This window comes from Rahnella sp. AA, assembly GCF_002834385.1.
Lineage (GTDB): Bacteria > Pseudomonadota > Gammaproteobacteria > Enterobacterales > Enterobacteriaceae > Rahnella.
This window is the reverse complement of the sequence record NZ_PITQ01000012.1, coordinates 41,675-65,582: the sequence shown is the minus strand read 5'-3', so window position 1 is coordinate 65,582 and position 23,908 is coordinate 41,675. Positions and strand designations below refer to the sequence as shown.

Sequence of the window (23,908 nt, the reverse complement as noted above, 5' to 3'; positions counted from 1 at the left end):
AGGGGTTTGTGAGCATATGTTGGCGGGTTAATTAGTTTCAGAGAGGTGAATTTCTTTGTTTAAAGGATTTTGTAGTGAGTAAAATAACGCTAAAAAAAATTGCGATAGAATTGGGTGTGACACATACGACGGTGTCGAATGCATTTAATAATCCGGGTAAGTTATCCGTGTCTTTAAGAAAAAGAATAATAGATTATGCGCATTCCGTTAATTTTTACGGACCGGATAATTTGGGGCGTGCTCTGCGAACCGGCAGATCGGATGCCATTGGCATTATTTTTAACGACACGCTCAGTTACGTATTTACAGACAGCCATGACGTGCAGCTTATGCAGGGGGTTGCCGGTGAATGCGATCGGAATGGGGTCAGCATCATCCTGATCCCGCTGTATAATGGGCAAGGCGCGCTGGCCAGTGTTATCAACACGGCGGTGGATGGTTATATCCTGAATGCGACGCACAATAATGATCAGATTATCGCTAAGGCGCTGTCAAAAAATATGCCCGTTGTGACGACGGATTTTAAAATTCCGCCACACAGCAGCGTCTCAATTGATAACTACAGGGCGATGAAGGAAATTTGTTTACATCTGCTCGAAAAAGGGCATCGTGAGTTTGGGATTATTTCCTTCCCTTCACTGCAAGGGCGAAATGGTTTAACGCCGTTGAGTGAGGGTGTTTATGGCGATAACGACGTCATGCTAACCCGCGTGAATTCCTGTGTGGATACTTTTCGGGAATGGGATATTGATCTGAATAAATGCTTTCTTTGCGAAACCCCCCATCACGAAAAGTTTGGTGAAATAGCAGCGCAGGAACTTCTGGCGATAAATCCCGAAATGACGGCACTTATTTGTCTGTCTGACCGTTTCGCTCAGGGCGCAATTAATTATTGCCGGAAGACTGGTTTAAATATTCCGCAAGACCTTGCCATTACCGGCTTCGATAATATCCCCAGATTAGAGGATCAAATCGGACTGACCACCATCGCACAGGATCCGGTTAAAAAAGGGAGTATAGCCGCGGCGTTGTTGTTGGAAGGGAGAACTAATATTCACTACGACCTTGAGTTTACGTTAATTATTCGTGGTTCTACCTGATTTACGGTGGGGCCATAAACGCAAATTTTTATTTCTATTTCCCGGATGGAATATAGCCTTATTGACGTGTTTTTAAAGCTTACGATATACGCGGCATTCTGGGTTCTGAATTAAACGAGGATATTGTATGCCGTATCGGTTCTGCGTTTGCGCATTTTTATCGCCCCGAACGTAGAAACCCGGTATTCCACCGCGTTATTAGCCGAAACCACACGCAAACTGCTCGCCCTTACCGGGGCATAACCGCTCATCTTTTTGTTTCCAAGGACAACGCTATGTCAGGTTTAACGCTAAAAAATGTCAAAAAATACTATGACAAGACAGCCGTGATCCCCGATTTATCTCTGGAGATCCATTCTGGTGAGTTCCTGGTGCTGGTTGGCCCGTCGGGCTGCGGTAAATCAACCTTACTGCGCATGATTGCTGGGCTGGATTCGCTGAGCGCTGGAAGTATTCACATTGAGGAAACTGATGTGACGGAACTGGCTGCCGGGAAACGCGGCCTGTCGATGGTCTTTCAGTCCTACGCGCTTTATCCGCACATGACAGTCAGGCAGAATCTGGCCTTTGGCCTGAAGAATATCCGCACACCGCCGGATGAAATTGCGCGGCGTATCAGTGAAGCGGCTCTTATTTTGCGGCTGGATGAGATGCTCGACCGGTTACCGCAAAATCTTTCCGGCGGGCAGCGTCAGCGCGTTGCCATCGGGCGTTCCATTGTTCAGCAGCCGAAAGTATTTTTGTTTGATGAGCCGCTGTCGAACCTTGATGCCGCACTGCGCGTGCAGATGCGTCAGGAAATCAGTCAACTACACGCCCGCCTGAAAAATACCATGATTTATGTGACCCATGATCAGGTTGAGGCGATGACGCTGGCGGACCGGATTGTGGTGCTCAACCAGGGCCGCATTGAGCAAATCGGGAGGCCGGTGGAACTCTATAATTCTCCCGCCAGTTTGTTTGTTGCCAATTTTATTGGCACGCCGAAAATCAATATCATCCCGGCGCAGGTTAACGGCCGTCAGTTGTGCATTAACGGGCAGCCAATGTTCCCGCTCGGAGATAAATTCCCGGTGGTTCACGAAGGACAAATGGTGTCGCTGGCAATCCGGCCTGAACTGTTGCGCCTTAATGAAGTGACGGATCATCAGTTCGGAGTTTTCGTCGATTTCACCGAATTACAGGGTGATTCCACGCTGGTGTACGCGCGTTTTGGCGAACACATCCTGAAAATGAAATCGTCGAAACAGCTCTCCTTTGCTAAAGATACGCCGATCAATTTTGGGTTTAATGCAGAAAGTATCTTACTGTTTAATGAAGCGGGCAAATGCATCCCCGCGACTGCCTGCGATGGCATAAATCAGCCCGGGCTCCTCATGGGGCAATGACAAAAAAGCGGAGCCTGAGCCCCGCCTGATATTTTCACAACATCTGAATTTACTGAATTTTCAGCGTATTAATAATCGCTTCGGCATCGGTCTGCGCCTGTTGCTGATTATCCGCTGGCAGCGTGATTTGCAGCGTCAGCAGGTGGCTGTCGACTTTGCCCAGCACGATAGATGAATACGCTTTCTGACCGGCAGAAGTGATCACGCTGTCGTATTGCTGCAACGTCTGGCCGTTCACCTGAATGGATTTATTGGTGACGACTTGCAGATTGGTATCGCGCGCTTTTTGCTGATCCTGTAAACGACCTGCCAGAACGTCCAGTGACTCAGTGGTGTTATCACCCAGGATCACAATCACCGCTTTCTGGCCAGTGCTGTCTGCGTAGACGTGCATATTGTTTGCCTGAGTGCCCAGCTTACCGCTCTGGTCGCTCATTCCCTGCGGCAGGGAGAAAGTCACTTTGCCGTCCAGCAGGCTGACTGGCGTGGTCGCCGCGGCGGCTGCTGCGGCAGGTGCGCCTTTATCTGCGGCTGGCGCATCTGTTGATTTACCATCACACGCAGCCAGACCGGCGATCAGTACTGCCATTCCCATCATTTTTGCGACATTACGCATCGGGCTTCCTTAAGTGGCCTGTCTATCAGGCTTACATGTTGACTTAACAGCCGTTATGGCAACCTATTCAGGCCACAAATGCAAGTCAGATTATGGCGCGATTTGTGTCATCTGAGACGCCGTCGTCACTCTTAGTGCGCGCTGACCGCAGAAGCCTTGTGATTTCCGTGCGCCGACAGCCGCTTAAGCAACATGTTGAGCAACATGCCGTACATTGGCAGGAAGAACACCAGGCAGATCAGCACTTTGAAGCTGTAATCCACCAGCGCGATTTCTACCCAGTGCGCCGCCATAAAGGCATCGGTACTTTTGTAGAACGCGATGAAGAAGAAGGAGAGCGTATCGCTGATATTGCCGAGGAACATCGAAGCGACCGGCGCAATCCACCAGCGGCGGTTCTGACGCAGCCGGTTGAACACGTGAACGTCGAGGATTTGTCCCAGCACGTAAGCCATAAAGCTGGCAGTTGCGATGCGGGCGACCATGATGTTCAGGCTGCTGAGCGCTTCAACGCCCTGCCACTGTGCTTCAAAGAACAGTGCGGAAATCACGTAAGAGATTGCCAGTGCCGGGATCATGACGGAAAGGATAATCCGGCGTGCCAGCGGTGCGCCAAAGATTCGCACCGTGAGATCGGTAGCCAGGAAAATAAACGGAAAAGTGAACGCGCCCCAGGTGGTATGGAAACCAAAAATGGAGACAGGCAGCTGAACCAGATAGTTGCTGGAGGTAATGATGGCGATGTGGAATAGCGAAAGCCATATCAACGCGGAAAACCGCTGTTGAGCAGTAAAGGAGTACATAGATGTGACCTTTTTAGTGAATTGGGGTGAGGGAACCCAAGAGTGTCATTTTCTTTTGCACCGGTATTTTAGTGCGGCGCGCATAGTACCTGTTTGCGCACCGTTTGCGCAACAGATTCGATGGTTAATTTTAGCGCAATGAGCCTTGTTTGTTGCACCAGAAAACCAGCGGGTTAAACTGTCGCGCATTCACGTATGAAGATGTTGAGACACGAAATGACCGACCCCTTTATCAATCCTGACCATCAGCTTGATGCGACGGGTCTGCGTTGCCCGGAACCTGTAATGATGGTTCGCAAAGCGGTGCGTACCATGAAAGACGGCGAAACGCTGCTGATCGTCGCTGATGATCCGGCAACGACCCGCGATATTCCCGGTTTCTGCCGTTTTATGGAACACCGGCTTTTAGCGTCTGATACGGAAAACCTGCCGTACCGCTATTTGCTGTGCAAAGGTCTGGTGGAAAAGCAGGGCTGATTGCTCAGCCCTGACGGTCAGTGTGATTTCTTGCGCAACAGCCGCAAGGCATTGGCAGTGACTAACGCCGTTGCGCCGGAATCGGCCAGCACCGCCAGCCACAAACCGGTCAGCCCCATAATCGTGGTCACCAGAAATATCGCCTTCAGCCCCAGCGCAATCGTGATGTTCTGACGGATATTCGCCCGCGTTGCGCGTGACAAACTGATCATCTGCGCCAGCCCGCTCAGGCGGTTGTGCGTCAGCGCCGCGTCGGCGGTTTCCAGCGCCACGTCGGTGCCACTTCCCATCGCAATCCCGATCGTAGCGGCTTTCATGGCGGGCGCATCGTTAATGCCGTCGCCGACCATCGCGACCGGTTTAACCGCATTCAGCGCGGTGACTGCCGAGACTTTGTCCGCAGGCAATAAGCCCGCGCGGAACTCAATCCCCAGGCGATCCGCGATAGTTTTCGTTGCACGCGGGTTGTCGCCGGTCAGCATCACCGCAGACACGCCCAGCGCTTTAAGTTTCTGCAACGCATTCACCGCATCGTCGCGCAGACGATCCTGCATCGCGATGAGCCCGACCGCTGTTTCATCTTTTAAGACCACAACGACCGTTTTGCCGGTCGATTCCCAGTCCGTGATTTGCGCGCGGGCCTCCAGCGTCAGTACCGGTTCCGCCACACGCACCGGCGCGAGAACCTGAACCTTACTGCCAGATACCACGCCTTCCACGCCGGAACCGGCCAGCGCGCGGCGGTTCTGCGCCGTCATCGGCACCGGATTACTCTCTTGTGCGCGGGTCAGAATCGCCTGCGCCAGCGGGTGGTGCGAACCTTCTTCAACGGCGGCGGCCAGGCTTAATAGTTCTTTTTCGCTGGTATCATTGAGCGCGAAAACGTCCGTGACTTCCGGTTTGCCTTCGGTCAGCGTGCCGGTTTTATCCAGCGCGACGGTTTCAATCAGCGCCAGCTGTTCCAGCGCCGCACCGCCTTTAATTAACGCGCCCTGACGCGTTGCCGCCGCCAGACCGGAGGTAATCGCCGCCGGAGTGGAAATCACCAGCGCGCACGGGCAACCAATCAGCAGCAGCGTCAGGCCACGGTAAATCCAGGTTTCCCACGATAAGCCCATCGCCAGCGGCGGAATGATAATAACCAGCAGCGACAGCAGCATGATGATCGGCGTGTAGTAACGGCTGAAGGTATCAAGGAAACGCTCGATCGGCGCACGGCGCTCATCGGCTTCTTCGATCAGTTGCAGGATGCGGTCAATCGCGCTGTTGCCGGGCGCGGAAGCCACTTCAAGGCGCGCCAGACGGTCAACGCAGAGGCTTCCCGCCGGGACTTTTTCGCCGGGCTGATGTTCAACGGGCACTGATTCGCCGGTTAATGCGCTTTCATCGAAACTGGCGTGGCCTTGTAAAATGGCGTCTGCGGGCAGGCGCGCGCCCGCCGCGATTTCAATGATATCGCCGGGGCGCAGGCTGCTGACCGGCACCGTTTCTGTTTTGTCGTTCACCACGCGTACGGCGGTATCCGGGATCAGCGCCATCAGGGATTTCACGCCACTGCGCGCGCGGCTCGAGGCGAAGGATTCCAGACGCTCGCCCACCATAAACAGCAGCAACACCATCGCGGCTTCGGCGGTCGCACCAATGAACAGCGCACCGAGCGCCGCAATGCTCATCAGCGTTTCGATGGCAAAAGGCGAACCGGAACGCGTCTGGCGGATGGCCTGACGCAGCACCGGCCACAGCCCGACCAGCGTGGTGGCGATAAACGCGATTTTACCCGCCTGCGGGCTGACGTGATCGAGCGCCCAGCTCAGCAGCATCAGCACCGACAGGGCGATCAGCGGCAGCATTTCTTTCAGGCGGGACGCTTCAGGTTCAGAAGCAGCGGTTTTTTTATCGAGAGATTGCAGCGTAAAACCGGCGGCGATAACGGCCTGCTGAACATTGTGTGAAATGTCATAACCCGCATCAATGACCAGTTTTTCTGTCGCAAATAAGACCCTGGCGCGGCTGACGCCCTCGAGGCCGGAGACGGCATTTTCAATTTTGCGGGCGCACGCAGGGCAATCCATTCCGGCGACTTTCCAGCTGTACTGTAAGTCACCGGAATGCGCGGCTTCGGGAGCATCTTCCCCCGGCGAGCCTTCTGCATTGCCGTCGCCAGAAGTGTGTGAGTGCTCACCGGATTTCGGTGTGCAGCAGCTGTCGGTAGCGCAACTGTCTGTGGCCGCGCTGGCCGAAACCGCCAGCGTTGCGCGCGTGTCACAGCAGCCCGCAGGATGTGTACCGGACTGAACCGGTGCGCTGATTTTATTGATACGCAGCGCGGGGCCACGTTTGGCCTGACAGCCGCAGCTGCATCCGGTGTTTTTTTGAAGTGGGGTCATAGTGCCTCCGGTTTAAAACCGAGTGGAATTGCACTCAGTGTAAACGTTGGAGTCAGCTCTAAGGTCAAGCAAAATTTAAATCCCCTTCATACTTCGAGCTGCAGATGCGTTAGCTGCTCTCAGTCACCCGAATCACTTACCGGAGTAAGCTCATCGGGATTCCTTCGGTTGCTGCCTTCCTGCAACTCGAACTATTTTGAGGATTTCAGCGTATCGTTCTGAATTAACTACAAATACAGCGAGCGGACGATCAGGAAGTGCCCGCCGAAATAACATGCGGCAACCAGCGCATCGGAGGCGCGGAAAGTGAAGCGATAGCGGCTGGTGAGCCAGAAAATATTCCCGAGCAACAGCAGCGCAGCACCGCAAAACAGCGAGAACGCCATGTCGGTGCTGCGTGCGAAATACTGTTCACCCGCCAGCCAGACCATCAGCAGCGTCATCGCGATGTAAGTGGTCACTGCCCAGCGAAGTTCCGCCAGCCTCGTCCAGATCACCGCCAGTAATATCGCGCCGATAATCAGCAGCGTCAGCGGCAAAGGCCAGAAGAACGTAATCGTCATCTGGCTGGCAAAACTGAGCGTATACAGCAGATGCGAGAGGAAAAACGCCCCGATGGCGTACATAAACCGCTCTTCCGGCAGCAACAGCAGGCCGTCGGCGACCAGCGTTGCGGCCAGACCCAGCAGGATCAGATAGCTGTAAACATTGAGCGTCGGTGCCTGCCAGGCGAGTAAAAGCAGCAATAATAAGGTGACGGGTTTGAATACCCAGCGTTGCCAGCGCGGGCCGCGATAGCTGGCGTCAACGAACAACCAGCCTGAGAAAAACACTGCGAGGAATGGCCAACTCATTGTTTATCCTTTTATATTTAAAAACAGAAGGTAAAACCAACGCAAGGATCTGCCTTCAGGAAAACACATCCTGTTTTCCCGTACTTATTCTCAGTGTAGGAGAGGCGCGGTGCCGCAGACAATCAGAAATAACCTTATCAGGCCGTCTGTTCAGGCAGAGTTGAAGAATAGCGGCCGCAGAGGGGCTTTTTACGGCGCAGGACGCGCCGTAAAACGGGGATTACTTTTTGTTGGGCAACGGAGGCTGTTTTTTCTGCCAGGCCAGCAATTCAAACACGCCGAACAGGAAAATACGGGTTTGCAGCCAGCCGCCAATGGTGTCCTTTTCTTTGCCCTGCGTGGCTTTGAGCAGCATCACCTGCAAGCCGTGCATAAAGAACATGAACACAATCGCCACGTCTAAAAAGTATTTGATCGGTTTCGGGAAAGGGTGAATCAGGTTAAACGCCAGAAACGCCCAAATACACAACATCAACAACCGACCAATATTGATCAACATCTTACTGCTCCTGTTCTGGTGAGCCGGTTTCAGGCGTCACATCGCGATGATAAAGGCGATAAGCAACTTGTCCGGCGACTTTCTCACGATGTAAACGCCAGCTGGCAGGCACATCCAGAGTGTCGTGTTCGGCTTCTGTTTCGACATAAATCCAGGCTTCGTCTGCCAGCCAGTTATTTTGCTCCAGCAGATTCAGCGTGTCTTGCAGAATACCTTTACGGAAAGGCGGATCGAGGAAAACCACATCAAAGGCATTTCCGGCTTTTGCCAGCCAATTCAATGTATTGACGTTAAAGACTTGTGCATCTTTGGCGTTTAGCAGCGCCAGGTTTTTCTCTAACTGTTGCGCAACCGGGCGCTCAAACTCCAGCAGGGTGGCGCTGGCGGCGTAGCGCGATAACGCTTCCAGACCGAGTGCGCCGCTGCCTGCAAAACAGTCCAGACAATGTGCGCCCTGCAAAACCGGCGCGAGCCAGTTAAACAGCGTTTCGCGCACGCGATCGGTGGTCGGGCGCAGTCCCGGACTGTGGGGAACCGGAAGTTTGCGTCCGCGCCAGAGACCGCCAATAATTCGGATCTGGCCTGCGGCTGGAGTGTTGGGTTTCTTTGCCATAGTTCGCTTGTGTAATCCAAAGCCGTCGGGCTTCGTTGCATATCGTTTGGAGGGCTATTCTACCGGTGTGCGGGCAATGGGCAAATGTTTAACATGGGCGATTGAAAAACCACCGGAATTCAATACGCGGGCGTGTTGCCGGAAGGGGAAAGTGATAGACTGCCCGACCATAACCCTATTAATAATCCGTTCGCCAATCATTAGCGGCGAGGAGTGAAGTTGTAAAATGGCAAAAGATAAAAAACGCGGTTTCTTCTCCTGGTTTGGCCGTGGCCGTCAGGAAGAAGAGCAGCAGAAAGAAGAAACACGCGTAGAGCCGCCGGTTGCCGAAGCGCCACTGAGCGATACGCCTGCACAGGAAGCGCCTCCGGCCGCTGAAGAACCTCGCGAACAGGCAGCGGCGGAACTGGCCGAAGAAATTGTTCACATCACCGAACAGGTCGCGGCGCAGCCCGTTGCTGAAACGCCTGTGGTTGCAGAAGTCGTCACCGAAGAACCGGTCATTGAAGAAACCGTCGCCGAAGAACCGGTGCTGGTTGAAGAGCAGGTTGTTGAAGACGAATTCGTTGAGTCAGCCGCTGAGATTGCAGAAGACGCCCGCGAAGATTCTCTCGACGCTATCGACGACAGCCTGGTGGTGGAAGATCACGTTGCTGAAGAAGAGATTGTCGAAGAAGAACCTGTTGAAGACTCGCCGCTGCCCGTTGCGCTCGATCCTATCGTTGTGCTGCCTGCCGGTGAAACTGAGCAGGAACGTCCGACGAAAGAAGGTTTCTTTGCCCGACTGAAACGCAGTCTGGTTAAAACTAAGCAGAATCTCGGCTCCGGTTTTGTCGGGTTGTTCCGCGGTAAAAAAATTGATGACGATCTGTTTGAAGAGCTGGAAGAACAGCTGCTGATCGCCGACGTGGGTGTTGAAACCACGCGTAAAATTATCACTTCGCTGACTGAACACGCTTCCCGTAAGCAGCTGAAAGACGCCGATGCGCTCTACGGCAAGCTGAAGGAAGAAATGTCCGAAATTCTGTCGAAAGTGGACGAGCCGCTGGATGTCAGCGGAAAAACCCCGTATGTCATTCTGATGGTTGGCGTGAACGGCGTCGGTAAAACGACCACCATCGGTAAGATGGCGCGTCAGTTTGAAGCGCAGGGCAAATCAGTGATGCTGGCGGCGGGTGATACCTTCCGTGCGGCGGCCGTTGAACAGTTGCAGGTCTGGGGCCAGCGCAACAAGATCCCGGTCATCGCTCAGCATACCGGTGCCGATTCCGCTTCCGTAATTTTCGATGCCATTCAGGCGGCGAAGGCCCGTAATATCGATGTGCTGATCGCCGACACCGCCGGGCGTTTGCAGAACAAAGCGCACCTGATGGAAGAGCTGAAGAAAATCGTCCGCGTGATGAAGAAACTCGACGAAGACGCACCGCATGAGGTTATGCTAACGCTCGATGCCAGTACCGGCCAGAATGCCGTCAGCCAGGCGAAATTGTTTAACGAAGCGGTCGGGCTAACCGGCATTACGTTGACTAAACTGGACGGCACCGCCAAAGGCGGCGTGATATTTGCCATCGCCGATCAGTTCAGTATCCCGATCCGTTATATCGGCGTCGGCGAAGGTATCGAAGATTTGAGGCCGTTTAAGGCAGACGATTTTATTGAGGCACTTTTTGCCCGAGAGGATTAATACGGATGATTCGCTTTGAACAGGTCAGTAAAGCTTATCTGGGCGGACGACAGGCGCTTCAGGGCGTCAATTTTCACATCCAGCAAGCGGAAATGGCATTTCTGACCGGACACTCTGGCGCGGGTAAAAGTACCCTGCTGAAGTTGATTTGCGGCATTGAGCGCCCGAGCGCCGGGCATATTTTGTTTGGCGGCCACGACATCAGCCGCCTGAAATCCAGCGAAGTGCCGTTTTTGCGCCGTCAGATTGGCATGATTTTTCAGGATCACCATCTGCTGATGGATCGCACGGTGTATGACAATGTGGCAATGCCGCTGATTATCTCCGGCGCCAGCAGTGAAGATATCCGCCGTCGCGTTTCGGCGGCGCTGGATAAAGTCGGGTTGCTGGATAAAGCCAAAAACCTGCCGATCCAGTTATCCGGTGGTGAACAACAGCGCGTGGGCATTGCCCGCGCCGTCGTGAACAAGCCTGCGGTGCTGCTGGCGGATGAACCGACCGGTAACCTCGACGGCGAATTGTCGGAAGGCATTTTGCGTTTATTCGAAGAATTTAACCGGGTTGGCGTCACCGTTCTGATGGCAACGCATGATGTGGGCCTGATTGCCCGCCGTAATTACCGCACGCTGACGCTGAGTCAGGGGCGTATGTCGGGAGGGGTTTACTGATGGCAAACAGCCCAAACCCGGCGAAAACCGCAAAAAGCGCCCGCGCTGCCAAAAGCAAAGCGTTGCAGGGTGGCTGGCGTGAACAGTGGCGTTACGCGTGGATGAACGCGCTGGCGGATATGCTTCGCCAGCCTCTGGCAACCTTGCTGACGGTCATGGTGATCGCCATTTCCCTGACGCTGCCAAGCGTGTGTTATCTGGTGTGGAAGAACGTCAGTACGGCGGCAGAGCAGTGGTATCCGACGCCGCAGCTGACGGTATATCTCGACAAAGCGCTGGATGACGACGCGGCTGAAAATGTGGTGAAAACCCTCAAAACTGAAGCGGGCGTGGATAAAGTCAATTATCTCTCCCGTCAGGAAGCGATGGGCGAATTCCGCAACTGGTCAGGCTTTGGCGGCGCAATGGATATGCTCGAACAGAATCCGCTGCCTGCCGTAGCTATCATCACGCCAAAAATGAATTTCCAGGATTCCGCCACGCTGAACACCCTGCGCGATCGCGTGGCGGCAGTTCACGGTGTGGATGAAGTGCGTATGGATGACAGCTGGTTCGCCCGTCTTGCGGCGCTGACCGGTCTGGTGGGGCAAATTGCCGCGATGATTGGCGTGCTGATGGTGATCGCTGTCTTCCTGGTAATTGGTAACAGTGTGCGACTGAGTATCTTCAGCCGTCGCGATACCATCAACGTTATGAAGCTGATTGGTGCGACCGATGGCTTCATTTTGCGGCCATTCCTAAACGGTGGCGCGATGCTCGGTTTTACCGGCGCACTGATGTCGCTGATCCTGTCTGAAGTACTGGTACTGCGCCTTGAGAGCGTGGTGACGCAAGTCGCTCAAGTGTTCGGCACGACCTTTGATCTGCATGGTTTGGGCTGGGACGAAAGTCTGTTGCTGCTGATCGTCTCCGCAATGATTGGCTGGATTGCGGCGTGGCTGGCGACTGTTCAACATTTACGGCGATTTACACCACAGTAGCGAGAGTTTGCTATAATGTCCCCCTGCTGCTCAGTCATTGTGTCTCAGGGGGAAGCTGTTTTCGGCCTTTCCGCAACATCATTTCCCTGCTTTCTCCGCAATGGCACAAATTCACTATCCAATAGTCAGTCTGTCACATACAGTCGTCAGACTCTTGAATCCGGCCGCGAACTTTTTGTAAAATTCGGGGTCGAAGAGCAGCGGATATTAAGGGCTCGGCGTTGCTTCTGTGGTCGCCAGATGGCACACAGCGTAGCGGTATCATCCCGCAGCAACGTGGTATAAAACCTGCACAACGTCATACATGAGAGGCTTTTGAATGACTAACGAAATGCGCACTTTAGCATTAGTACCCCAAGGTAGCCTGGAAGCCTATGTTCGGGCAGCCAATACTTATCCTATGCTTACCGCAGAGGAAGAACGGGCACTGGCTGAGCGGCTGCATTACGACGGTGACCTGGACGCAGCGAAAGAGCTGATCCTGTCTCACCTGCGCTTTGTTGCTCATATTGCCCGCAACTATTCAGGCTACGGTTTGCCACAGGCAGACCTTATTCAGGAAGGTAACATCGGCCTGATGAAAGCGGTTCGCCGTTTTAATCCGGAAGTCGGTGTACGTCTGGTGTCCTTTGCGGTGCATTGGATTAAAGCAGAAATTCACGAATACGTGCTGCGTAACTGGCGCATCGTGAAAGTCGCGACGACGAAAGCACAGCGTAAGCTGTTCTTTAACCTGCGTAAAAACAAACAGCGTCTGGGCTGGTTCAGCCACGACGAAGTGGAGCACGTTGCCCGCGAACTGGGTGTGACCAGCAAAGATGTGCTGGAAATGGAATCACGCATGGCCGCACAGGACATGACGTTTGACCCGACACCGGACGACGAGCCACGCGATGGCGCGGCGATGGCACCGATGCTGTATCTGCAAGATAAAAGCTCTGACTTTGCAGAAACCATCGAAGAAGATAACTGGGATCAGGATGCAACCGACAAACTTTCCTATGCAATGGAAGGTCTGGACGAACGCAGCCAGGATATCATCCGTGCCCGCTGGTTAGATGACGATAACAAATCGACTCTGCAGGAACTGGCCGATAAATACGGTGTTTCAGCAGAACGTGTTCGTCAGCTTGAAAAGAACGCGATGAAGAAACTGCGTCTGGCGATCGAAGCCTGATACGACAGCTTTCTGAGACAAAAAAGCGACCTTCGGGTCGCTTTTTTTATGCCTGAAATTCAGCGCGGATTAGGGCTTCTTCCAGATATTCCCTGTCAGGGAAAAACCGCAGGCCTGCATAAAGGCGTCGGTCACGGCTTCGCCATCGGACGGCATTTCCCAGCTTCTGACCTGCGGCAGTTGCGCCTGCAAATCTTCCATCAGATACAGCCCGACGCCGCGGCGCCGCGTCACTTCCCGGACCCGCAGATCCCTGAACTCGCCGTGGTCGCCGTTCAGCCGGACTTTCACCGCGCCAAGAATGCGCTCGTTAAACACGGCGGCGAACAGCGCGTGGTGTTCACTCAGGCTGCCTTGCCAGTCACTTTCCGTTTGCTCAGGCCAGACTTTTGCCAGATCGATAAGATCCTGCGTGCTGAGCGAAGTGAGTTTTTGGATGGTTAATTTCATGATGTGGACGGTCAGAAAAAAGAGGCGTTTAGTGTAGCGGATCCGTCTGAAAATCGGGCGTAACTTTTTTTGTACAGTAACAGGTTGAAAACTTTTTCAGCGATCCCTGTATAAGCGATAAATGTTGGCTTTAATCAATAATGCCAGCGTTAACGGCTGATTGTTTAAAAGAGAACCGATTTTCCATCCAAATAAAATTCTGTTTACACCTCATATTTCTGACTGTGCCATTTGATTTGCAGAAGAAAATTCCTGTTTAATGATATGAATTATAAAGTCTTATTTGAAAATAAGGCGAAATAAGCCGGTAACTCATTATTACTTATACTAAATTTCTTAAGTGATGATGTTTTGAACAGGCGGGCAAAGAGCAAACCACAACACACATCAAACGGGGTAATCGGATGAAAGTAACTAAGGGTAAGATCTGGCTGGCAGGGTGTATTGCATTAGCAATGAGTCAGGCGGCATTCGCAAAAGATATCAAAGTCGCCATTGTTGGTGCTATGTCAGGTCCGGTCGCCCAGTATGGTGATATGGAGTTTACGGGTGCAAAACAAGCGATCGCAGACATCAACGCCAAAGGCGGCGTGAAGGGCGACAAACTGGTTGGCGTCGAATATGACGACGCGTGTGATCCGAAACAAGCAGTTGCTGTTGCCAACAAAGTGATCAACGACGGTATCCGTTACGTGATTGGTCACCTGTGTTCATCCTCAACACAGCCGGCTTCAGACATCTACGAAGACGAAGGCGTTCTGATGATTACGCCAGCCGCAACCAACGCAGACCTGACCACACGCGGTTACAAAATGGTGATGCGTACCACCGGTCTGGATTCCGATCAGGGCCCGACCGCCGCAAATTACATCCTCAACACCATCAAACCAAAACGTATTGCGGTTGTGCATGACAAACAACAATACGGCGAAGGCCTGGCCCGTTCCGTACAGGACGCGCTGAAAAAAGGCGGCGGCAACGTCGTACTGTTTGAAGGTATCACCGCAGGCGACAAAGATTTCTCAACGCTGGTTGCACGTCTGAAGAAAGACAACGTGGACTTCGTCTATTTCGGCGGTTACTACCCGGAAATGGGCCAGATCCTGCGTCAGTCCAAACAGGCTGGTCTGAATGCGAAATTCATGGGTCCGGAAGGCGTGGGCAACTCCTCACTGTCTAACATTGCAGGTGATGCGTCCGAAGGTATGTTCGTGACCCTGCCAAAACGTTATGACCAGGTTCCGGCTAACCAGCCAATCGTTGATTCCCTGAAAGCGAAGAAACTGGATCCAACCGGTCCGTTCGTCTGGACCACCTACGCCGCATTGCAGGCGCTGACCACCGGTATGGAACGTAGCGGCAGCATGGAACCGGCAGACATTGCTAAAAACCTGAAATCAGCTTCCGTGGATACCGTAATGGGCCCGCTGAGCTGGGATGAGAAGGGCGACCTGAAAGGATTCGAATTCGGTATTTTCGAGTGGCATAAGGACGGCACGTCTACCCCTATCAAATAAATGCCCTTCATCCTTCAGGTTGCAGGGGTGTTGGCTGCACTCGCTCACCCGAATCACTGACTTATGTCAGCTCATCGGGATTCGTTCGATTGCCGCCTGCCTGCAACCAGAATGATTTTGGGCATTGTTATGCATTGCGTAGCAGGACAAGAACAGCGCATTACTCTGCCCGGCGTCTACTGTTATAGAAGGCGCCGGGTTGTAGTCTCAGCACAAGTCATCAAACCCTTGATTAATAAGGATAGGGTATGTCAGAGCAGTTCCTCTATTTCATTCAGCAGATGTTCAACGGTGTGACGTTGGGCAGCACTTATGCGCTGATCGCCATTGGTTACACCATGGTTTACGGCATTATCGGCATGATCAACTTCGCCCACGGCGAGGTGTATATGATCGGCAGTTATGTCTCCTTTATCGTGATTGCCGCCCTGATGATGATGGGTATCGATGCCAGCTGGCTGCTGATCGGTGCCGGATTTATCGCGGCGATTGTGATTTCCAGTGCGTACGGCTGGAGTATTGAACGCGTGGCATATAAGCCGGTGCGTAACTCCAAACGTCTTATTGCACTGATTTCTGCCATCGGGATGTCAATTTTTCTTCAAAACTACGTCAGCCTCACGCAAGGCTCACGCGATCTGGCGTTACCAAGCCTGGTCACCGGCCAGTGGAAACTCGGCGAAGCGAACGGCTTTGCGGCGACCATCAGCACCATGCAACTGATCATCTGGATCGTAACCTTCATCGCGATGCTGGCGCTCACGCTGTTCATCCGTTATTCCCGTATGGGGCGCGCGTGCCGTGCCTGCGCCGAAGATCTCAAAATGGCCAGCCTGCTGGGGATCAGCACTGACCGCGTGATCTCCCTGACTTTCGTGATCGGCGCATTAATGGCGGCGGTGGCGGGCGTTCTGCTGGGGCAATTCTATGGCGTGATTAACCCGTACATCGGCTTTATGGCCGGGATGAAAGCCTTTACCGCCGCGGTTCTGGGCGGCATCGGCAGCATTCCGGGCGCGATGATCGGCGGCCTGATCCTGGGCGTGGCCGAAGCGCTGACGTCGGCGTACCTGAGCACGGAATACAAAGATGTGGTGTCCTTCGCACTGCTGATTGTGGTCTTGCTGGTTCTGCCAACCGGTATTCTGGGCCGTCCGGAGGTGGAAAAAGTATGAAGCGCCTGAATCTGTTAAATGCGCTGGTTTCCGCTTTCGTTCTGCTGGTTCTGGCTGCGTTCATTATGGGGCTGCAACTGAGCCTGGATGGCACCAAACTGGTGGTGAACGGCGCGGGTGAAGTTCGCTGGATGTGGATTGCGATTGGCTGTGCGATTGTTTTCGTGTTTCAGCTGTTCCGCCCGCTGGTGAGCAGCGGCCTGAAAAAAGTCTCCGGGCCGGGCTGGGTCTTGCCAAGTTTTGACGGCTCAACGCCGAAACAAAAACTGCTGGCGCTGGTGCTGATTATTGCCGCCATCGCGTGGCCGTTTATCGTCTCGCGCGGCACGGTGGATATCGCCACGCTGACACTTATCTACATCATGCTGGGTCTTGGCCTGAACGTGGTGGTCGGATTGTCGGGTTTGTTAGTGCTGGGTTACGGCGGTTTTTACGCCATCGGCGCTTACACCTATGCGCTGCTCAACCACTATTACGGTATCGGTTTTTGGGAAGCGTTACCGCTGGCGGGGCTGGTTTCTGCGGCGTTTGGTTTCCTGCTCGGGTTCCCGGTTCTGCGGTTACGGGGCGACTATCTGGCGATTGTGACCCTCGGATTTGGCGAAATCGTCCGTATTCTGTTGCTCAACAATACCGAACTGACCGGCGGACCAAACGGCATCAGCCAGATCCCCAAACCGACGCTGTTCGGGCTGGAATTCAGCCGGACACCGCGCGATGGCGGCTGGGATACCTTCAGCAACTTCTTCCATGTGACCTACGATCCGAGCGACAGGATTATTTTCCTGTACATGGTGGCGCTGTTGCTGGTGCTGGTGACGCTCTTCATCATCAACCGCCTGCTGCGTATGCCGCTGGGCCGCGCGTGGGAAGCGCTGCGTGAAGACGAAATTGCCTGTCGTTCGCTGGGGCTGAACCCGACCCGCATCAAACTGACCGCGTTCACCATCAGCGCCGCGTTTGCCGGTTTTGCCGGTACGCTGTTCGCCGCGCGTCAGGGCTTTGTCAGCCCGGAATCCTTCACCTTTGCGGAATCCGCTTTCGTGCTGGCCATCGTGGTGCTCGGGGGAATGGGCTCGCAGTTTGCGGTTATTCTGGCGGCCATTTTACTGGTGGTTTCCCGCGAGCTGATGCGTGACCTCAACGAATACAGCATGTTGCTGCTCGGTGCCTTGATGGTGCTGATGATGATCTGGCGTCCGCAGGGCTTGCTGCCGATGAAACGTCCGCAGCTGAAACTCAAATTGTCTAAAAAACAAATCGCCGATCAGGGGGAACAGGCATGAGCACGCAACCTCTGTTAGCCGTTGAAGGTTTGATGATGCGTTTTGGCGGCCTGCTGGCGGTCAACAACGTGGCGCTGAACCTCAATCAGGGCGAAATTGTTTCCCTTATCGGCCCGAACGGGGCCGGTAAAACTACGGTATTCAACTGCCTGACCGGTTTCTACAAGCCGAGCGGCGGCACCATCAAGCTGCGCGATCAGCATCTTGAAGGCCTGCCGGGGCAGAAAATTGCCCGCATGGGCGTGGTGCGTACCTTCCAGCACGTCCGCCTGTTCCGCGAAATGACGGTGATTGAAAACCTGCTGGTCGCGCAACATCAGCATCTGAAAAGTGGCGTTCTGGCCGGTCTGCTTAAAACGCCGGGATTCCGTCGTGCAGAAGCTGAAGCGCTGGATCGCGCCGCCGACTGGCTCGAACGCGTGGGCTTACTCGAACTGGCGAACCGTCAGGCCGGCAATCTGGCGTACGGCCAGCAGCGCCGTCTGGAAATCGTCCGCTGCATGGTGACGCGGCCGGAAATCCTGATGCTCGACGAACCCGCGGCAGGTCTGAATCCGCGTGAAACCGAAGAGCTGAACCAGCTGATTGCCGAACTGCGTAGCCAGCACAACGTCTCGGTCCTGCTGATTGAGCACGACATGAAACTGGTGATGGGTATCTCCGACCGTATCTACGTGGTGAATCAGGGCACGCCGCTGGCGCAGGGCACACCGGCTGAAATTCGTAATAATCCTGACGTGATCCGTGCGTATCTGGGTGAAGGCTAAGAGGCAGAACAAGATGTTGTCATTTAATCAGGTATCCGCCCATTACGGCAAAATCCAGGCGCTGCATGAAGTCAGCCTGAGCATTAATAAAGGGGAAATCGTTACGCTGATCGGCGCGAACGGCGCGGGGAAAACCACGCTGCTCGGCAGTTTGTGTGGCGAACCGCGGGCGTCGCACGGCTCGATTATTTTCGAAGGTCAGGACATCACCCAGTGGCAGACAGCCAAAATCATGCGTGGCGATATCGCGATTGTGCCGGAAGGGCGTCGCGTATTTTCGCGGATGACGGTGGAAGAGAATCTGGCGATGGGCGGCTTCTTTGCGACGCGCGATCAGTTTCAGGAACGTCTGGAGCGTGTGTATACGCTGTTCCCGCGCCTGAAAGAACGCCGTCTGCAACGCTCCGGTACCATGTCCGGCGGCGAGCAACAGATGCTGGCGATTGGCCGTGCGCTGATGAGCCAGCCGCGATTGCTGCTGCTTGACGAGCCGTCTCTCGGTCTGGCGCCGATCATCATCCAGCAGATTTTTGACACCATCCAGCAACTGCGCGAAGAAGGGATGACCATCTTCCTGGTCGAGCAAAACGCCAATCAGGCGCTGAAACTCGCCGATCGCGGCTATGTGCTGGAGAACGGTCATGTGGTGCTGGAAGACACTGGCGCAGCATTACTGGCGAACGAAGCGGTGCGTGCGGCCTATCTCGGCGCATAAATCCGCTTTGGATTTCGAAAATCTGTGATAAATCTAGTAAACCGCACGGCAAGCGCTTTGCGGTTTTTATTTTGCCTATAAATTAACATCTCTCACATTCTAATAACTTTGCACATCTTCAGGAAGATTTCATGAACACAGAAGGTTTACTCGCCGCCCGTATGGTCAGGCTTAAAAGTTCAGCCATCCGGGAGCTGCTGAAACACAGCAAAATGGAAGGCGTTATTTCACTGGCGGGTGGTATTCCTTCTTCGGCGCTGTTTGATTTTGACGGTCTGCGTCAGGCGACGCAGCTGGCGATCACGGAACAGCCGGAGCACGCATTCCAGTATGGCCTGACCGAAGGCAGTTATACGCTGCGTGAGCGTATTGCTGAGCTTTGTCAGAAGCGCGGCGTGGTGGCAAAACCCGATGATATCGTGGTGACCGCCGGTTCCCAGCAGGCGCTGGATCTGGTGATGCGCGCGGTAGTGAATCCGGACGATATTTTTGTGGTAGAGCGCCCGACCTATCTGGCCGCACTGCAAACGCTGGAACTGGCCGAGGCGAATATCCTTTCCGTCGGCACCGACGGCGACGGCATGATTGTCGATGAGCTGGCCGAACTGCTGAAAACCCGCAAAATTAAAGGCGTGTATCTGGTGCCGACGTTCGGCAACCCGAGCGGCGTGACCCTGAGCCGCGCGCGTCGTGAACAGCTGGTTCAGCTGGCGGCGAAACATGAATTCCTGATTGTGGAAGATGATCCGTACGGCGAACTGCGTTTCACCGACGAACGCCAGCCAACGCTGTTTGAGCTGTCGAAAGCGTTGTTTGGCCATGCCGACAACATCATCTATACCTCAACGTTCTCCAAGATTCTGGCACCGGGTCTGCGTCTGGGCTGGGTTATCATGCCTGACTGGCTGCTGCACAAAGTCGCCATCATCAAGCAGGCGGCAGATTTGCACGCCAGCGCACTGTCACAGTCGATTGCCGAATGCTATCTGGGTCTGGGGCGTCTGCCTGCGCAAATCGAAACGATCCGTGCCGCGTACAAAAAGAAATGCCAGGTTATGGCCGAATTGCTGGAGCGCGAGCTGGGTGACGTGCTGACATTTGAATATCCAAAAGGCGGCATGTTCCTGTGGGCGCGTTTCCGCGAGCCGCGTAACTGCGCTGACTGGATGAAAAAGACGCTGGAGCAGGGCGTGGTGTTTGTGCCGGGCGAGTTCTTCTATGCTGATAATCCGGATCATTCAACCTTCCGCCTGTCGTTCGCCACGGCGACCGAAGAGCAAATGCACGAGGCTGTTGCCCGCCTGAAACGCGCGCTGTAAAACCCCGACTTTTCCTTCTTTATAAGGCGTATCGCTCACCCGATGCGCCTTTTTTTTGCCATCAGTTCGTCACTTGCACTTAACGCTGTTGTAACTTCATTGTCATTTAAAGGTTATTTTTCTGTCATTTATCCGTGTCATGTTACCTCCGCATAAAAACTTTTCTTAACTTCCATCATTTTTCTGCACTTGCATCACACCAGCAGAATTCAGGAGACAGGCATGTTCATCAACCTTAAAAAAACGGTTATCGGCACCGCATTGACGCTGGCTTTCAGCGCCAACGCATTCGCTGTGACAGAAATTCCCTTCTGGCATTCCATGGACGGCGAATTAGGCAAAGAAGTTAACTCTCTGGCCGACCGTTTTAATCAGACGCACCCTGATGTCAAAATCGTGCCTGTCTACAAAGGCAAATACGACGAAAGCCTGGCTGCCGGTATTGCGGCATACCGCACCGGTAATGCGCCTGCTATTTTGCAGGTTTACGAAGTGGGCACCGCGACCATGATGGCGAGCAAAGCTATCAAACCGGTCTATGAAGTGTTCAGCGATGCCGGCATTAAAGAAGACGTTTCCCAGTTCGTGCCGACTGTCTCCGGCTACTACTCAGATTCCAAAGGCCGCCTGTTATCGCAGCCTTTCAACAGCTCCACGCCGGTGCTGTATTACAACAAAGATGCCTTTAAGAAAGCCGGCCTGAACCCGGATCAGCCGCCAAAAACCTGGCAGGACATGGCGGTTTATACCCAGAAACTGCGCGAAGCGGGCATGAAATGTGGCTACGCCAGCGGCTGGCAGGGTTGGATCCAGATTGAAAACTTCAGCGCCTGGCACAGCCTGCCGATCGCGACCAAAAATAACGGTTTCGATGGCACTGATGCGGTTCTGGAATTCAACAAACCAGAGCAAATTAAACACATCCAGATGCTTGAAGACATGAACAAAAAAGGTGATTTCACCTATTTTGGCCGCAAAGACGAATCCACCGCCAAGTTCTATAACGGCGATTGCGCGATGACCACCGCCTCTTCCGGCTCGCTGGCCGATATCCGCCAGTATTCTAAATTCAACTACGGCGTAGGCATGATGCCTTACGACGCAGACATCAAAGGCGCGCCACAAAATGCCATCATCGGCGGTGCAAGCCTGTGGGTGATGAACGGTAAAGACAAAGACACCTACAAAGGCGTTGCCGAATTCCTGCAATTCCTGACTACGCCGGAAATCGCTGCTGAATGGCACCAGAAAACCGGTTATCTGCCGGTGACAACTGCCGCGTATGAGCTGACCAAAAAAGAAGGCTACTACGATAAGAACCCGGGTTCTGACGTCGCCACCCGTCAGATGCTGAACAAACCGCCATTACCGTTCACCAAAGGTCTGCGTCTGGGCAACATGCCACAGATTCGTACCATCGTAGACGAAGAACTGGAAAGCGTCTGGAGCGGCAAGAAAACAGCTAAAGAAGCGTTAGATACAGCGGTACAACGCGGGAATCTATTGCTGCGTCGCTTCGAAGCCTCTACCAAGTAAGTCGGCTACTGCGCTTTGCCTGACCGTGATTGGGCAGTGCTCGCTCTCCTCATGGACTTTATGTCCACTCCGGGAGCTGTGCGCTGTCCGCACCCGGTCAGGCTTCGCTCGCTACGCCTGTGCCGGAGTAGCCTGCCTTTTGTCACCGTATCAACGAGTAAACCATTATGAGTTCACACCGTCCCGGTTTTGGTTGCAGCTGGCTGCCTTACGCACTGGTATTGCCGCAGCTGTTGATCACCGCGATATTCTTCCTGTGGCCTGCGGGGCAGGCGCTGTGGTATTCGGTGCAGACACTGGATCCGTTCGGGCTTTCCAGCACCTTTGCTGGCCTGACGAACTTCACGCAGCTGTTTCAGGATCCGTACTATCTTGACTCTTTCTACACCACGTTGAAATTCAGCTTCATGGTGGCATTTATCGGGCTGGCCGTTTCGCTGTTTTTCGCCGCGCTGGTCGATCACGTTGTGCGTGGCAGCCGGATTTATCAGACGCTGATGATCCTGCCGTACGCTGTTGCGCCCGCCGTGGCCGCCGTATTGTGGATGTTTTTGTTCAGCCCCGGTCTGGGTCTGATTACCCATTTCTTAGGTTCGATAGGCTATAACTGGAACCACGCACAAAACAGCGGCCAGGCGATGTTCCTGGTGGTGCTGGCGTCGGTCTGGAAGCAAATCAGTTACAACTTCCTGTTTTTCCTTGCCGCGCTACAGTCGATCCCGAAATCGCTGGTGGAAGCGGCGGCTATCGACGGCGCAGGCCCGGTACGCCGCTTTTTCAATCTGGTATTACCGCTGATTTCGCCGGTCAGCTTCTTCCTGCTGGTCGTCAATCTGGTGTACGCCTTCTTTGATACGTTCCCGGTGATTGACGCCGCGACGGCGGGTGGCCCGGTGCAGGCGACGACGACCCTGATTTACAAAGTCTACCGCGAAGGCTTCTCCGGTCTGGACTTATCCAGCTCCGCCGCACAGTCCGTCATTCTGATGATGCTCGTGGTCGGCCTGACGTTCATTCAGTTCCGCTTTGTCGAGCGTAAGGTGCGTTACCAATGATTGAAAACCGCAGAGGGCTGGATATTTTCAGCCATCTCATGTTGCTGCTCGGCGTGCTGGTGATTTTGTTCCCGCTGTACGTCGCGTTTGTGGCGGCATCGCTCGATAACAAACAGATTTTCGACGTGCCGATGACGCTGATCCCCGGGAGTCATTTATGGGAAAACATCAGCACTATCTGGACACAAGGTGCAGGCAACGACAGCCCGGCGTTCGGTCGCCTGCTGATCAACAGCTTTATTATGGCGATGGTGATTACCGTCGGGAAAATATCCGTCTCGATGCTCTCGGCTTACGCGATTGTCTATTTTCGTTTCCCGCTGCGTAACCTGTTCTTCTGGCTGATTTTCATGACGCTGATGTTGCCGGTGGAAGTGCGTATTTTCCCGACCGTTCAGGTGATCGCCAATCTGCATATGCTCGACAGCTACACCGGCCTGACGTTGCCACTGATGGCGTCGGCAACGGCGACGTTTCTGTTCCGTCAGTTTTTCATGACCCTGCCGGATGAGCTGCTCGAAGCGGCGCGTATCGACGGCGCGGGCGCGATGCGCTTCTTTTGGGACATCGTGTTGCCGCTGTCCAAAACTAACCTGGCCGCGCTGTTCGTCATCACCTTTATCTATGGCTGGAACCAATATCTGTGGCCGATCCTGATCACCAGCGATGCCTCGATGGGCACGGCGGTGGCGGGGATTAAAAGCATGATCTCCTCAGGCGACGGTTCGACCCAATGGAATCAGGTGATGGCAGCCATGATCCTGACCTTATTGCCACCGCTGGCGGTGGTGCTCCTGATGCAGCGCTGGTTTGTGCGCGGTCTGGTAGACAGTGAGAAGTAA

23 protein-coding genes are annotated in these 23,908 nt (G+C 54.0%); 16 read left to right on the top strand and 7 right to left on the bottom strand.

What is annotated here, in order from left to right:
* Positions 1–74 precede the first annotated feature (74 nt).
* Entirely contained in the window at positions 75–1,100 is a 1,026-nt protein-coding gene (locus CWS43_RS22805; RefSeq protein ID WP_101079427.1) for a LacI family DNA-binding transcriptional regulator, read from the top strand.
* A gap of 275 nt (positions 1,101–1,375) precedes the next feature.
* The gene (locus CWS43_RS22800) at positions 1,376–2,488 is read left to right on the top strand and encodes an ABC transporter ATP-binding protein (protein WP_101079426.1); all 1,113 of its coding nucleotides are present in this window, start codon (positions 1,376–1,378) and stop codon (positions 2,486–2,488) included.
* Positions 2,489–2,537: 49 nt separating this feature from the next.
* Here CWS43_RS22800 and CWS43_RS22795 read toward each other — a convergent pair whose 3' ends face one another.
* A complete protein-coding gene (locus tag CWS43_RS22795) occupies positions 2,538–3,104 on the bottom strand; it encodes a DcrB family lipoprotein (RefSeq protein ID WP_101079425.1) in 567 nt (188 codons plus the stop codon).
* 131 nt (positions 3,105–3,235) lie between these two features.
* On the bottom strand, positions 3,236–3,907 hold the full coding sequence (locus CWS43_RS22790) for a 7-cyano-7-deazaguanine/7-aminomethyl-7-deazaguanine transporter (protein WP_101079424.1): 672 nt from the start codon (positions 3,905–3,907) through the stop codon (positions 3,236–3,238).
* Positions 3,908–4,123: 216 nt separating this feature from the next.
* On the opposite strand from CWS43_RS22790, the gene tusA reads away from it, so the two are divergent.
* The gene (gene tusA, locus CWS43_RS22785) at positions 4,124–4,384 is read left to right on the top strand and encodes a sulfurtransferase TusA (RefSeq protein ID WP_101079486.1); all 261 of its coding nucleotides are present in this window, start codon (positions 4,124–4,126) and stop codon (positions 4,382–4,384) included.
* 17 nt (positions 4,385–4,401) lie between these two features.
* Here tusA and CWS43_RS22780 read toward each other — a convergent pair whose 3' ends face one another.
* From CWS43_RS22780 to rsmD, 4 genes are all read right to left on the bottom strand, one after another.
* The gene (locus tag CWS43_RS22780) at positions 4,402–6,771 is read right to left on the bottom strand and encodes a zinc/cadmium/mercury/lead-transporting ATPase (protein WP_101079423.1); all 2,370 of its coding nucleotides are present in this window, start codon (positions 6,769–6,771) and stop codon (positions 4,402–4,404) included.
* Between the two features lie 227 nt (positions 6,772–6,998).
* Positions 6,999–7,625 carry a lysoplasmalogenase gene (locus CWS43_RS22775; RefSeq protein WP_101079422.1) on the bottom strand — a complete coding sequence of 209 codons (627 nt, stop codon included), beginning with the start codon at positions 7,623–7,625 and terminating at the stop codon, positions 6,999–7,001.
* A gap of 220 nt (positions 7,626–7,845) precedes the next feature.
* Complete coding sequence (locus CWS43_RS22770; RefSeq protein ID WP_101079421.1) at positions 7,846–8,124, bottom strand: DUF1145 family protein; 279 nt, start codon at positions 8,122–8,124, stop codon at positions 7,846–7,848.
* Position 8,125: 1 nt separating this feature from the next.
* Positions 8,126–8,737, bottom strand: coding sequence for a 16S rRNA (guanine(966)-N(2))-methyltransferase (gene rsmD / locus CWS43_RS22765; protein WP_101079420.1), 612 nt, complete (start codon positions 8,735–8,737; stop codon positions 8,126–8,128).
* Between the two features lie 226 nt (positions 8,738–8,963).
* Here rsmD and ftsY point away from each other — a divergent pair, with 226 nt between their 5' ends.
* From ftsY to rpoH, 4 genes are all read left to right on the top strand, one after another.
* Entirely contained in the window at positions 8,964–10,421 is a 1,458-nt protein-coding gene (gene ftsY, locus CWS43_RS22760; protein ID WP_101079419.1) for a signal recognition particle-docking protein FtsY, read from the top strand.
* 5 nt (positions 10,422–10,426) lie between these two features.
* Positions 10,427–11,089 (top strand): cell division ATP-binding protein FtsE, encoded by a 663-nt coding sequence (gene ftsE, locus CWS43_RS22755; RefSeq protein ID WP_013577472.1) that lies wholly within the window; start codon positions 10,427–10,429, stop codon positions 11,087–11,089.
* The gene (gene ftsX / locus CWS43_RS22750; protein WP_101079418.1) at positions 11,089–12,069 is read left to right on the top strand and encodes a permease-like cell division protein FtsX; all 981 of its coding nucleotides are present in this window, start codon (positions 11,089–11,091) and stop codon (positions 12,067–12,069) included. The genes ftsE and ftsX overlap by 1 nt, the downstream gene beginning before the upstream one ends.
* A 319-nt stretch (positions 12,070–12,388) precedes the next feature.
* Positions 12,389–13,246: an RNA polymerase sigma factor RpoH gene (gene rpoH, locus CWS43_RS22745; RefSeq protein WP_101079417.1), complete on the top strand. Its 858-nt coding sequence runs from the start codon at positions 12,389–12,391 to the stop codon at positions 13,244–13,246.
* Positions 13,247–13,315: 69 nt separating this feature from the next.
* Here the strand turns inward: rpoH and panM are convergent, their stop codons facing one another.
* Complete coding sequence (gene panM, locus CWS43_RS22740) at positions 13,316–13,696, bottom strand: aspartate 1-decarboxylase autocleavage activator PanM (RefSeq protein WP_101079416.1); 381 nt, start codon at positions 13,694–13,696, stop codon at positions 13,316–13,318.
* A gap of 404 nt (positions 13,697–14,100) precedes the next feature.
* Here panM and CWS43_RS22735 point away from each other — a divergent pair, with 404 nt between their 5' ends.
* From CWS43_RS22735 to ugpE, 9 genes are all read left to right on the top strand, one after another.
* Positions 14,101–15,213 (top strand): branched-chain amino acid ABC transporter substrate-binding protein, encoded by a 1,113-nt coding sequence (locus tag CWS43_RS22735; RefSeq protein WP_101079415.1) that lies wholly within the window; start codon positions 14,101–14,103, stop codon positions 15,211–15,213.
* Positions 15,214–15,461: 248 nt separating this feature from the next.
* Positions 15,462–16,388, top strand: coding sequence for a high-affinity branched-chain amino acid ABC transporter permease LivH (gene livH / locus CWS43_RS22730; protein ID WP_101079414.1), 927 nt, complete (start codon positions 15,462–15,464; stop codon positions 16,386–16,388).
* Positions 16,385–17,674 (top strand): high-affinity branched-chain amino acid ABC transporter permease LivM, encoded by a 1,290-nt coding sequence (locus tag CWS43_RS22725; protein WP_101079413.1) that lies wholly within the window; start codon positions 16,385–16,387, stop codon positions 17,672–17,674. The genes livH and CWS43_RS22725 overlap by 4 nt, the downstream gene beginning before the upstream one ends.
* Positions 17,671–18,441, top strand: coding sequence for a high-affinity branched-chain amino acid ABC transporter ATP-binding protein LivG (gene livG / locus CWS43_RS22720; protein ID WP_101079412.1), 771 nt, complete (start codon positions 17,671–17,673; stop codon positions 18,439–18,441). The genes CWS43_RS22725 and livG overlap by 4 nt, the downstream gene beginning before the upstream one ends.
* A 13-nt stretch (positions 18,442–18,454) precedes the next feature.
* On the top strand, positions 18,455–19,156 hold the full coding sequence (livF, locus tag CWS43_RS22715) for a high-affinity branched-chain amino acid ABC transporter ATP-binding protein LivF (RefSeq protein ID WP_101079411.1): 702 nt from the start codon (positions 18,455–18,457) through the stop codon (positions 19,154–19,156).
* A gap of 131 nt (positions 19,157–19,287) precedes the next feature.
* Positions 19,288–20,475: a PLP-dependent aminotransferase family protein gene (locus tag CWS43_RS22710; RefSeq protein WP_101079410.1), complete on the top strand. Its 1,188-nt coding sequence runs from the start codon at positions 19,288–19,290 to the stop codon at positions 20,473–20,475.
* Positions 20,476–20,697: 222 nt separating this feature from the next.
* On the top strand, positions 20,698–22,011 hold the full coding sequence (ugpB, locus tag CWS43_RS22705) for a sn-glycerol-3-phosphate ABC transporter substrate-binding protein UgpB (protein ID WP_101079409.1): 1,314 nt from the start codon (positions 20,698–20,700) through the stop codon (positions 22,009–22,011).
* A 167-nt stretch (positions 22,012–22,178) separates the two neighbouring features.
* Complete coding sequence (gene ugpA / locus CWS43_RS22700) at positions 22,179–23,066, top strand: sn-glycerol-3-phosphate ABC transporter permease UgpA (protein ID WP_101079408.1); 888 nt, start codon at positions 22,179–22,181, stop codon at positions 23,064–23,066.
* Positions 23,063–23,908: a sn-glycerol-3-phosphate ABC transporter permease UgpE gene (ugpE, locus tag CWS43_RS22695; protein WP_101079407.1), complete on the top strand. Its 846-nt coding sequence runs from the start codon at positions 23,063–23,065 to the stop codon at positions 23,906–23,908. The genes ugpA and ugpE overlap by 4 nt, the downstream gene beginning before the upstream one ends.